Source organism: Thalassospira sp. UBA4513 (assembly GCF_002388495.1).
GTDB classification, from domain to species: Bacteria; Pseudomonadota; Alphaproteobacteria; order Rhodospirillales; family Thalassospiraceae; genus Thalassospira; species Thalassospira tepidiphila.
The window spans coordinates 20,901-32,773 of sequence record NZ_DGMR01000018.1; the positions used below are offsets into that span (position 1 = coordinate 20,901).

Here is an 11,873-nt window from a genome sequence, read left to right on the forward strand (position 1 = left end):
CAGTCATCGGATTCAAATTTATCAGTGATTTGAATCGCTTGGATATTTAATGACCGAATTGTTCTGTCCTTAATGTAGTGAGTCAATCGGGCAAAAAGAAGCCCGGCAATTGTGCCGGGCGAGTCTCTATTGGTGCAATATGTTTCAGGGCGGGCTAACGCCCTGAAACAGATGTCAATTACCGTTTGATACGGATCAGCTCGTCGAGCATTTCATCGGTCGTGGTGATCGTCTTGGTGTTCGCGGAGTAGGCGCGCTGGGTAACGATCATGTTGGTGAATTCCTCACCAAGATCGACGTTGGACCCTTCCAGTGCCGATGCCACAACGTTACCGGCACCGTTCAGGCCCGGTTCACGCAGCAGGTAATCACCCGACTCACGTGTCTGGCGATAAACGTTACCAGTGTGGTTTTCCATTTCATCAGGGGCTTCGAATGTTGCAATCGCCAGTTTATAAACCGGGCGTTTAACACCGTTTGCGAATTCCACCTGCAGGAAGCCTTCCTCGGTGAAGGCATAGTTCACCATGGTCCCGGCCTGCGCACCGTTCTGGTTGATGAAGTGGGTGGTGTATTCGACAAGGTTACCGTTCGCATCCGAACCGGCGGCGAACTGGGTAATGCCGTTGCCAAGGCCGATGGTACCGAAATCAAGGGTGAATTCGCTGGTGTCGGAACCATTGGTCCATTCAGCCGAAATATCAGTGTCGACCAGGCTGCCGTTTACACCGATGGTTGTGGCACCGATGGTCGCCTGCACACCCGTAAAGCTCTGAAGGTTACCAGAACCGTCGAATGTGACCGTACCGGCCTGGATCAAACCGTTCGGATGATCGGTGGTATCAAGTTCACCGGTCGTGGTGTTACCGATAAGTTCGAAGCCCCAACGGTTCTGACCCAGTTTGACAACCTGAAGGTTCACAGTGTGTGCCGAACCAAGGGAGTCGTAGATGGTAACCGGCATCGAGTTGTCTTCGGCAACTGTTCCGGTTGCAAGGTTACCTGCGGTATAGGTCGGCGCGAGGGTGCCTGGAACACCAGGAACCGTAATGCCCGTGGCACTAAATGGTGTGCCGGTGACGTTTGCAAAGGTCACTCCTTGATCTGCAAAAGCAGCTGTGAGTGTCAATGTGTCGTTCGTGCCAGTTGTGGTGGTGCTGGCATTGATACCAGTCACCGCACTGATGGCAGTTGCCAGATCTTCGAGCGTATCACCCGTATTGATGGTGATGGTCGTCGTTGTGCCGTTGTGAGTGATGCTGAACTGGTCGCCGTTGTTGATGCCGGCAAGCGTCGTCAGATCGGTCGTGTCATAATCGAGGCCCGTGGTGGTCGAGGTTGCCGTGCCACCGGTAACAGCCGTTTCGTCCGAGTTCAGGTTGGCGCCGAATTCGATGTTGGTGGTCGATGCAGCTGCCGTCAGGATCGAGTTGATATCAAGGACCTGAAGATCGGTGACAGCCGAACTGTTTGAAGTCGTTGCGTTACCGTTCGCATCAAGAAGGCCCCCTTCGCGGTCAGTCGCCCAACCCTGAACATAGTAGCCAGCGGTGTTGCGCAGATAGCCGTCATCATCCGGCTTGAAGTCGCCAGCACGGGTGAAGAACAGTTCGTCATTGGTACCCGGCGATGCAGTACCGCGAACGATGAAGAAGCCATCGCCAGAAATGGCTGCTGCTGTGGTTGACGAGGTGGCCTGCAACAGTCCCTGCTTGCTGATCAGTGCGGTCGGATGGAACCGAACGCCACCAGGCGTGTAGCGGGTATCTGTGGCAGATTCAGTTACAAGGGTCGAGAAACGACCGATGGTTCCCTTGTAACCGATCGTGTTTAGGTTCGAGATGTTGTCCGAGATGACGCCCAGGTTCTGAGACTGGGCATTCAGGCCGGAAACACCGGAAATCATTGCACCAAAAAGGCTCATTTTTCTTCTCCTGTTTCACAGGGTTTTGATCAAATCCGGATGAATGCCCTAGGCGGCTTCTTCCTGCTGTTCAGATCCGGAGTTATCCCCGGTATTATCAGTATTATCGGTATTGTCAGTATTGTCAGTGCCAGTATCGGTGCTGTTCGCGCCCAACTTGACGTTGGTGAGCGTCGAGAACGGCACAGAGACATCGCCAAGACGGAGATAGATGTCGGTATCGTCGATATCGACACTGTCGACAGTACCGATGATCCCAATCGCGACAGAGGCGGGTCTGCCCTTGTCATCCTTGAAGGTGTCACCGTTCGCGGCCATCGGTTGAACAACCAGCGTGTAGGCACCTGCGTCCTGTTCAACACCGTTGTTGTTTTTGCCATCCCAGGTAAAGGTCTGGAGGCCAGAAACATCGGTGAGTTCTTCGGAGTAGATCGTTTTCCCGCTCTGATCCTGAATTTGCAGTTTCATACGGGGAACTTCTGGCGCGACATTGTACTTGTAGGTGAGCTCTTCGCCTTCGTCGCGCCAGTTGGTGTCACCAACCGCCTCGATCTGCGCACCGACATAAGACAGGGCAGAGAGCTGACGCTGCTGTCCCTGCATTGCGAGCAGGTCTTCGAGGTTCTTGTTACTCTGAATGCCTTGCTCAACCTGGGCGAACTGGCTCAACTGGTCGGTGAATTTGTCACTTTCCATCGGCGAGGTCGGATCCTGATTCTTGAGCTGCGTGGTCAGCAGGGTCAGAAACGTATCAAAGTTTTGCGCTAGCTGACTGGCAGAGCTGCTTGAACCGGCATTGGTGTTGGACTGAGAGAGGCCAACGTTTGTCAGGGATGAAACGGTCATGGGATGTGCCCTCTACCTTTTCTATATCCGGATATCGACAAGGCCGTTGGGATTAATCCCATAGCCAATGGCGACATGTTCGGCGAGTTCGGTTCCACTCATGACGTCACCTTCATCCGGGCTGCTGCCCTGATCGGCGGTCATGCGGGATTGGCCGTTGCCTTCCTGACTCTGGCCACCTTCATTCCTGTGTTCGAAGGTGAAGCTTTGACTGTCTGCATTCAGACCGGCGTCTTTCAGCGCTTGCTGCAAGGCGCGTGAGTCCTGACGCAACATGTCGAGTGTTTCGCGTGTGTCAGCCTGAATGACACCCTGAATGCGGCCATCCTGACCGATTTCCATTTTGACATCGACGCGCCCAAGATGTTCCGGTCGAAGCTGAACAGAAATCTTGTCAACGCCTTCGCTGGCTGCATTGCGGATCGAAACGGCGACTTGCTGCTGAATCTGTTGCGACGGGGCCTGACGTGCGGTGTGCGCGGTCTGACCACCCGTGTTGGTCTGATGCAGGGTGTTGGTACTTCCCGGTTGGCCGTTGGCTGTTGCTGTGGCCTCAGTGCCACCAGTTGCGGTAACCGCACTGTTGGTTGACATATTCTGCACGGCGGTCGGGTTATTTTGTGCGTTCGGTCCGGCTGCTGCAGCCATTGCCTGCTGTGCTGCCTGGGCAGTTTGTGCCGGGTTGGCTGCGGAAGCCTGCTGGGTGCTGTTATTGGTCTGGCCGGTGGTTGCTGCGTTTGTGGTGCCGGTGGCATCGGTTTTACCTTTGCCGTCACCGGTCATTGAATCGACAACCCGCGAAAGGAACTTGTCAGAGGACATTTCATCGCCGGCCCCTGCATCCGCACCATTCAGAGCCATCTTGGCAGAGGATGCAGCAGCAGGCTGCGACAAGGCAGTTGAATTCATCAAGCCGTCTGTCGTGCTATCCGCAGTGGCGTTACCATTGGCGGCACCGGTTGCTGCCTGACCATTTGCCAGGGCTGCATTCTGGGCATTTGCTGCACCATTAGCACCAGCAGCCTTCATTTTAGCGGCTTCTGCCTTGGCCAATTCAATGGCTTCGGGGGATCCGGGAAGCGGAACGGCTTGTGCAGGCTGGTTTGGATCAACCATGCCAGCGTCTGCCGTCAGGGAGCTATCCCCATCTGACTTGGTATCATCTGATTCTGCTGATGTGGTTTCGTCGGATGCGGAAGCAGTGTTTTCCCCGTCCTGAGGTGCAGCTTCGTTATCGTTTGAACGATCACCGCCATCGGCAGTTTCCATGTCCTCGCCAGCGCGATCATCTTCCGGGTTGGCTTCCACGTCGCGCGGTTCATCGGATTTTGGATCATCGATTTTGGCATGATCATCATGATCTTCGTAGTCATCATGTGATGCGCGCACAGGGTCTTCTTCGCGGCGATCTTCGGAACGCGCCTCATTGATGCTGCGTTCGTCGCGTGCGGATCTTTCGGCATCCATATCCGAGCGCCGATCATCGAAATTCTTCTGGGCAGATTTTGCCGCGTCGTATTTGACCTGATGACTTTGCTCAGACCAGTTGTCTGTGATTGATGCCATGACATCACCAAAGCCCGATCCCTTGCGTTCGCTAGGGTTTGTGCCGGGAATAGAGACAGTTGGCATCACGCTGTTTGTAATCGCAGAGCTGTTCATGACCTTGGTCCTTATGGAAGCAGTGTCAGAACATGTGCAAGTGGTGGGCCAGTTTTGATTGTTAACGTTTTCTACATATTTTCAGCAGGTTAGCAGTGCGTTGGCAGAAAGGGCAGATTTTGCCTTCCGCGGGGTTTGGCCGATGCCGGGCAAAAATGAACCTGTGATTTAGGGGGGCAGTCAAAAGCAGGCCAAAAACAAATAAAGACCTCCGAAAATTTCGGAGGTCTTTAATCCTGTGCGGGATACCTGGTGTTTGGGATCAGGCAGAAATTGACAGGCCGGTTTTCGCCGGTGCCTGTGGTTCTGTTTCTTCGCTTGCAGTTGCCGTTTCGTTGGTAAGCGCCGGGCGTGCTTGTTGCGCGGTCAAAACTGCTTGACGCAGTTCACCTTCGCTTTTCTCAGAAAGCTCGGCCCATGAATCCCGAAGTGGTGTCAGAAGCTTGATCACTTCTGCTGCGGCGTTGGGATCATTTTTCCGATCCACATCCATCAGACGGAGCATGCAGTGGGTATAGAGTCGTTCCAGATTTGCGGCGATTTCGCCACCCTGTTCCATATCCAAAGTGTTCGAAAGATGGGCAATCAGTTCCTGTGCACTGCAGTTCGCATTGCAACGGCCCTGAATGTCATTCCGCTCAATCGCGTGTTGCGCCTCCTGCAAGCGCGACAAGGTCTTTTCAAACAGCATGAACACCATCTTTGCCGGTGTGGCTGTATTGACCTGTTGTTGCTTGTATGTATGGGCGGCGTGTTCGTTCATGCGACACTCCTTGGTATGCTAAGCGTGAGTTCAGTGTGCATGTATGGCAGACAAAAGTTAACCACTATCTTTTCCGGCGGCCATCAATTCGTCGAGAGAACTCTGAATGTTCTTCATGCGTGCAAGGGCCGATTCCATTGCAATGAACTGATCCATAAGGACTTCTCGCTGCCGAGTAAGACGTTCGTCAATACGGTCAACTTTTTCTTCGTAGGAAGTGGTCTGGACTTCCAGATCGGAGATGGCCTGGGTCAAACTACCGTCTTCTTCGTCCAGAATAGAATCCAGTTCGAAGTAGAATTGCGCACCGATCCCGATGCTGGTGGTTACAGTCGCTGTATCGGATGCATTTGCATCCCCACCGTAAAACAAGCGCAAACCATCGGCCGTGCGGATGCTGTTGCCCGATACAACGGCGTTCTTGCCGGTCGTTGTCACGCCATTGACGGTGATATCGTAGGTGACGCTGTTGATCGTACCGCCGGATGCATCAATGTTGAACTCATAGGTTGCAGCATTGGTTTTTCCATCAAAACCGGTCATGGTGACATCAGAATTGTCAGACTTCCCGCGGAACAGGAACAGTTCCATCACTTCTTGCGGTTCGTTGAGCAACGCCTCGTTCAGGGCTGCCTCGTCAAGATCGATGGTTTTGCTGAGCATCGGGTCTTCGTTCGCGCCGTAGGCAACGAAATCCAGACCAATTTCTGCCAGGACCGAATAATCGTCCTTGTCGGGCCTATCGGTTACACCGTTCGCAAAGGAGCCCGCAATCTGTTGCAGGGCAGATTCAATACCTTTAACAGACGTATTGCCGAGCAACACCGCATCTTCCGAGGATTCGCCCGTGGTCGGGTCAACGAAAGTCTTTTCGTTGATGAATGTCTGAACAGCATTATAGGCTTCGACAAAATTGAGGATTGCCGTTTTCGCCTGATTAAGGTCCTGTTCGATTTCAATCGTGATCTCTGTGCCCGGTTCAGCGTCATAGAGGCTGATGCTCAGGCCATCAATAAGATCAGAGAATTCGTTGGACCCGCGCGTAACAGTAATTCCATCAAGCGTAATGCTGGCATTGTTGCCATCATCAATAACGTTGGCAGCATTGATCGTCGTCGGGTCTGTCAGAACACCGAGGTTTTGCAAAACACTGCCGGTGTCGTCACTAAACGACATGCGATTGGCTTCGCCTTCCTCGACCGAGGTCAGGATCAGTGTACTTTCGGTTTCGGACACCTTGACGACCGAAGCCTGAATGCCGGTCGTATCCTTGACGTTGTTGATCTTGTCACGGATGTCCTGAAGCGTATCACCGGCTGCGACGGTGACACTTGAGCTGCCAGAGCCACCGGTTATCGTAAATGTTCCAGTGCCCGTAAGCCCGGTGACGTCAGCGCTTGCCGCGACAGTCTGGGTGTTACTCGAAAGCTTGTGCTTGCTTGCGACCTGGTTGATCTCGAACTTGTAGCTTCCGGTCTCGGCGGCGTTTGAGGCGACAACACCGATTAAAGATCCTGCTTCGGTAGTGTTGCTCGTAGAAGCAAAAATCTGTTTGGATTCAAAGATATTTCGCGAGTTGTCAAAGCTGGTCGCACCATAGAGGTTCGCCATGGAGTCCTTAAGGGTACCAACAAGCGTCTGCAGCTCTTTTAGCGCAGCAATTTTCTCGTCGTTTGCTTCAATCCGTTTTTCAAGATTGTCGGCAGGAATACGACGGGCAGCAATCATCTTGTCGACAGTGTCGACGAAATCGATGTTGGAGGAGCCGCCAGACAACTGGACGCGACCGTTATCGCCAACATAGATATTATTTAAATTCAGACTGCTCATTGGTGTAGCTCCTTGGGTGCTCCCGGCTGATTTTGCCTGCTAGCGGTATGTTTTGTCAAACCGAACTGCAAGAACCGTGCCTATGTGCGCCCACTCGCTGTGTTAAATTTCTTCGTCGACAAAGCTGCCGAGATACTCGCGCATTTGCGAGAACAGTTGCTGGAGTTCCTTGGACGGCAGTTCGCGCAGGACTTCACCGCTGGTGCGGTCGGTAACTTTTGCCACGACGCGGCCGGTGTCTTGGTTGAAGTTCAGCTCAACCCGTGCGGTGCCATCGGCAAGGTCGGGCAGATCCATACTTGCAAGTGCATCCTGCATTTTCTGCGGAACTGCAGAAGGTTTGTTTTCCGGCTTTGCCACCGGTGAAGAAACCGCACTGGTTTTGGCCGGTGCGACATCAGGTACGCTCGCAGCAGCATGGGGGATGCCCCCGGAGCCACTCGACGTACTATAGTTTTTTACGACTTCCATTTTTCAGCTCCTTAAAGCCGCCATCCTGTAACAGCAGGATGAAACTTGAAAAAGACGATTACCGGCGATCAGTGCCGGGGGACGAGAGTTAGGTTACTGTAACAGACGCAGCAAGTTTTGCGGCATCTGGTTTGCTTGTGCCAACATTGCGACACCCGACTGAACCAGGATCTGCTTGGATGTGAAGGCAGTCATTTCGGCTGCAACATCAAGATCAAGCAGGGTCGAGCGTGCAGACTCTGTGTTTTCCTGCGTGGTCGCCAAGTTTTGTCCGGCGAAGTCCAAGCGGTTTTGATAGGTGCCGATATTGGCACGGGCACGCTGCAGGTCGTCAATTGCGCGACCTACAACTTCTACAGCCTCCTGTGCACCGGCAGCCGTATCAATCGCGTTTGCCCCAAGGTCAGCGATAGAAACTTCTGTGCCAAGGGCACCGGCACCCAAGGTATCGGAGTCTACTGACGAAAATTCAATCGACATTCGATCGTTTGCGGTATTTCCTGCTCCGACTTGGAAATCAACGCTCTGCTGGAGAGCCTGACCGTTGTCAGCGGCCATGTTAACGACATTCAATGAAGAGTCGTTACCGGCAACGCCGTTGAAGGTGGTGTCAGAGCCAAAGTTCGACGCACCAGTGTTGTCTGCAGCAATCGACGATACAGATGCCGAGAAGTTGGTGTTCACCGTGAAGCTCAGGCCAAGCTCATCGAAGTTCAGGGTCGCATTTTCACCTGCCCCAATTGCGGTGGTGCCGCCCGAAGCATAGTCCGTTACGTCGATCGACTGCGAACGGTTGTCGCCGTCAACAGTGGCATTCACCGTCATGATGACCTGACCACCGGCAGCGTAATCGATATCAACTTCAAAGTTGTTATCGGTGACGTCACTGTCGGTATCGGTCGCCCAGTAGTTGTTATCGGTGATGGCAAAATTGTCGAAGCCGTTGACCGGGGTCAGGGCTGCGCCGCTTCCGCCGGTTGCGAGATCGCCAAAGTTAATCGCGACGTCGCCGCCGTCACCCAGCAGCTGAATGCCGTTGAAGTTGGTGGAGGACGCAATACGGTCGATTTCTTCGCGCAGCTGAACGAATTCGTCATTCAGGAACCCGCGTTCGGTGTCGGACAAGTTGCCCGAGGATGCCTGAACAGCAAGTGTCTTCATGCGCACCAGGATGTTATCGATGGTTGCCATGCCGCCATCGGCGATCTGGAGCATCGAGTTGGCTTGACCAACGTTCACCGAAGCTGTTTTGAGAGACTCTGTCGTTGCATTCAAACGCGCGCCAATCGCCATCGAGGCAGCGTCATCTCGCGCAGAAACTACGCGTGTACCTGACGACAATTTAGATAGGGAGCGGGTCGCTGCTGTGTCTGACGCGGTCAAGTTGCGATGTGCAACATTGGCTGCATAGTTCGAAATAATGTTAAGAGCCATAACGCATCTCCTACATGGACAGCTCTGGACAACATCTTGTTGTCCGTGATCCGGCACATTTGCCAGAAAATTTTCAGCCCAGACGTAGGGATGAAAACGGTAATACATATAGGGTGAAATATACTTTTAGGTTAGATTTGTGTCCAGTGAAAAAAGATTCCTCACTTTTACCATTAAAAACAAATGGTTGCGTGGAGGCCAAAGCACTGGCTGTGCCGGGTTTGTTAATGCTTTGTAAACGAATCCGACTCCAAGTCGACGGATCTGACGCAAGTTAAGCAATTATCCTGATGTATAGATTTCGTCTGATCTTTAAAAAGATTTTGTCACTATCAAGAAAGCGATTTGGAATTTAATCGCTGCTGTAGTCATGCGAAAAGGGGCGGCCCGAAGGCCGCCCCTTTTGATAAAGACGTGTTTTGCTTTGCAGATTACTGCAGCAGACGCAGGAGGTTCTGCGGCATCTGGTTGGCCTGTGCTAGCATGGCAACACCGGACTGAACTAGGATCTGCTTTGAGGTGAACGCCGTCATTTCGGCTGCCACATCAAGGTCCATCAGGGTTGAGCGAGCTGATTCAGTGTTTTCCTGCGTGGAAGCAAGGTTCTGTCCAGCAAAGTCCAACCGGTTCTGGGAGGTGCCGATTGCGGCACGTGCACGCTGCAGGTCATCAATCGCACGGGTGACAACTTCAACAGCATTCTGTGCGCCAGCAGCAGTATCAATCGCATTGGCGCCAAGGTCCTCAAGCGAGGTTTCCGAACCAGAAGACCCGGTGCCGAGTGTGTCGGCATCAACCGAGCTCAGGTCAATCGACAAGCGGTCGTTTGCCGTGTTGCCGCCGCCAACCTGGAATTCAATGCTGGTGGCGAGCTGCTGACCGTTGTCTGCAGCCATGTTAACAACGTTCGCCGAAGAGTCGTTACCGGTAACGCCGTTGAAGGTGGTGTCAGAACCGAAGTTCGATGCACCAGTGTTGTCTGCGGCAATTGACGACACAGATGCCGAGAAGTTGGTGTTCACCGTGAAGCTCAGACCAAGCTCATCGAAGTTCAGGGTCGCATTTTCACCAGCCCCAATTGCGGTGGTGCCGCCTGAAGCATAGTCCGTTACGTCGATCGACTGCGAACGGTTGTCGCCATCAACAGTGGCATTCACCGTCATGATAACCTGACCACCGGCAGCGTAATCGATATCAACTTCAAAGTTGTTATCGGTGATGTCGCTATCGGTATCGGTCGCCCAGTAGTTGTTATCGGTGATGGCAAAATTGTCGAAGCCGTTGACCGGGGTCAGGGCTGCGCCGCTTCCGCCGGTTGCGAGATCGCCAAAGTTAATCGCGACGTCGCCGCCGTCACCCAGCAGCTGAATGCCGTTGAAGTTGGTGGAGGACGCAATACGATCAATCTCGTCACGCAGTTCAGTGAACTCGTCATTGAGGAAGCCGCGTTCGGTGTCGGACAGGTTGCCAGACGATGCCTGAACGGCAAGTGTCTTCATACGAACGAGGATGTCATCAATGGTTGCCATACCGCCATCGGCGATCTGGAGCATCGAGTTGGCCTGACCAACGTTGACAGTTGCGGTTTTGAGAGCCTGGGTGGTTGCATTCAAACGCGCGCCGATGGCCATGGAAGCGGCATCATCACGTGCGGAAACAACACGGGTACCAGACGAAAGTTTGGACAGCGAACGGGTCGCCATTTCGTCAGATGCGGTCAGGTTACGGTGTGCCACGTTAGCGGCATAGTTGGAAATAATATTGAGAGCCATTTTTCATCTTCCTACTTGGAATGAACACCAGACACCATGTCTGTATGTGCGTGGGATGTTCCTCAGGAGTTCTTCTTGAACAGCCTATAAAAGGTCCACGAGATTTTTAAATGCACTTTGTTAGGTTGGAAGTCCAGAAAAAAAATCACCTGAACAGAAAGAAAATTCTGAATCACCGGAAAAACAAGGGGTTGGGCAGAGATGATTTTGGTGGTGCGTTCTTCGGAGAGTGAGTTTCCGACAAGAAAACCCGAATCGAAGCGATCACATGACAGCTGTATGGCGATTAATCAAAACAAATAGAGGAGGGGCGGCCCGAAGGCCGCCCCTTTTGATAAAGACGTGTTTTGCTTTGCAGATTACTGCAGCAGACGCAGGAGGTTCTGCGGCATCTGGTTGGCCTGTGCTAGCATGGCAACACCGGACTGAACTAGGATCTGCTTTGAGGTGAACGCCGTCATTTCGGCTGCCACATCAAGGTCCATCAGGGTTGAGCGAGCTGATTCAGTGTTTTCCTGCGTGGAAGCAAGGTTCTGTCCAGCAAAGTCCAACCGGTTCTGGGAGGTACCGATTGCGGCACGTGCACGCTGCAGGTCATCAATCGCACGGGTGACAACTTCAACAGCATTCTGTGCACCAGCAGCAGTATTAATCGCATTGGCGCCAAGGTCCTCAAGCGAGGTTTCCGAACCAGAAGACCCGCTTCCAAGTGTGTCGGAGTCAACCGAGGTCAAATTGATCGACAAGCGGTCGTTTGCCGTGTTGCCGCCGCCAACCTGGAATTCGATGCTGGTGGCAAGCTGCTGGCCGTTATCTGCAGACATGTTTACAATGTTTGCCGAGGAGTCGTTACCGGTAACACCGTTGAAGGTGGTATCAGAACCGAAGTTCGATGCACCAGTGTTGTCTGCGGCAATCGACGACACAGATGCCGAGAAGTTGGTGTTCACCGTGAAGCTCAGGCCAAGCTCATCGAAGTTGAGCGTTGCGTTTTCACCAGCCCCAATCGCGGTGGTGCCGCCCGAAGCATAGTCCGTTACGTCGATCGACTGCGAACGGTTGTCGCCGTCAACAGTGGCGTTAACCGTCATGATGACCTGGCCACCGGCAGCATAATCGATATCAACTTCAAAGTTGTTATCGGTGACGTCGCTATCGGTATCGGTCGCCC

General features: G+C 53.1%; 9 protein-coding genes. All 9 read right to left on the minus strand.

Annotation, left to right across the window (positions count from 1 at the left end):
• Positions 1-178: 178 nt before the first annotated feature.
• On the minus strand, positions 179-1,924 hold the full coding sequence (locus B2T33_RS06530; RefSeq protein WP_286791535.1) for a flagellar hook protein FlgE: 1,746 nt from the start codon (positions 1,922-1,924) through the stop codon (positions 179-181).
• Between the two features lie 48 nt (positions 1,925-1,972).
• Positions 1,973-2,770 carry a flagellar hook capping FlgD N-terminal domain-containing protein gene (locus tag B2T33_RS06535; protein ID WP_286791536.1) on the minus strand — a complete coding sequence of 266 codons (798 nt, stop codon included), beginning with the start codon at positions 2,768-2,770 and terminating at the stop codon, positions 1,973-1,975.
• A 21-nt stretch (positions 2,771-2,791) separates the two neighbouring features.
• A complete protein-coding gene (locus B2T33_RS06540) occupies positions 2,792-4,432 on the minus strand; it encodes a flagellar hook-length control protein FliK (protein ID WP_286791537.1) in 1,641 nt (546 codons plus the stop codon).
• Positions 4,433-4,694: 262 nt separating this feature from the next.
• Positions 4,695-5,195: a flagellar export chaperone FliS gene (fliS, locus tag B2T33_RS06545; RefSeq protein ID WP_008891644.1), complete on the minus strand. Its 501-nt coding sequence runs from the start codon at positions 5,193-5,195 to the stop codon at positions 4,695-4,697.
• A gap of 57 nt (positions 5,196-5,252) precedes the next feature.
• Positions 5,253-7,025, minus strand: coding sequence for a flagellar filament capping protein FliD (gene fliD, locus B2T33_RS06550; protein ID WP_197146870.1), 1,773 nt, complete (start codon positions 7,023-7,025; stop codon positions 5,253-5,255).
• Positions 7,026-7,127: 102 nt separating this feature from the next.
• Positions 7,128-7,496, minus strand: a complete 369-nt coding sequence (locus B2T33_RS06555; protein ID WP_197146871.1) for a flagellar protein FlaG — start codon at positions 7,494-7,496, stop codon at positions 7,128-7,130.
• A gap of 93 nt (positions 7,497-7,589) precedes the next feature.
• Positions 7,590-8,930, minus strand: a complete 1,341-nt coding sequence (locus tag B2T33_RS06560) for a flagellin (protein WP_197146872.1) — start codon at positions 8,928-8,930, stop codon at positions 7,590-7,592.
• A gap of 431 nt (positions 8,931-9,361) precedes the next feature.
• On the minus strand, positions 9,362-10,702 hold the full coding sequence (locus tag B2T33_RS06565) for a flagellin (protein WP_167727174.1): 1,341 nt from the start codon (positions 10,700-10,702) through the stop codon (positions 9,362-9,364).
• A 359-nt stretch (positions 10,703-11,061) separates the two neighbouring features.
• On the minus strand, positions 11,062-11,873 hold an 812-nt coding region (locus B2T33_RS06570; RefSeq protein ID WP_286791538.1), incomplete at its 5' end, for a flagellin.

Coding starts and splice junctions, on each gene's coding strand:
- B2T33_RS06530 (WP_286791535.1), bottom strand. CDS start 1,924: ATGAGCCTTTTTGGTGCAATGATTTCCGGTGTTTCCGGCCTGAATGCC.
- B2T33_RS06535 (WP_286791536.1), bottom strand. CDS start 2,770: ATGACCGTTTCATCCCTGACAAACGTTGGCCTCTCTCAGTCCAACACC.
- B2T33_RS06540 (WP_286791537.1), bottom strand. CDS start 4,432: ATGAACAGCTCTGCGATTACAAACAGCGTGATGCCAACTGTCTCTATT.
- fliS (WP_008891644.1), bottom strand. CDS start 5,195: ATGAACGAACACGCCGCCCATACATACAAGCAACAACAGGTCAATACA.
- fliD (WP_197146870.1), bottom strand. CDS start 7,025: ATGAGCAGTCTGAATTTAAATAATATCTATGTTGGCGATAACGGTCGC.
- B2T33_RS06555 (WP_197146871.1), bottom strand. CDS start 7,496: ATGGAAGTCGTAAAAAACTATAGTACGTCGAGTGGCTCCGGGGGCATC.
- B2T33_RS06560 (WP_197146872.1), bottom strand. CDS start 8,930: ATGGCTCTTAACATTATTTCGAACTATGCAGCCAATGTTGCACATCGC.
- B2T33_RS06565 (WP_167727174.1), bottom strand. CDS start 10,702: ATGGCTCTCAATATTATTTCCAACTATGCCGCTAACGTGGCACACCGT.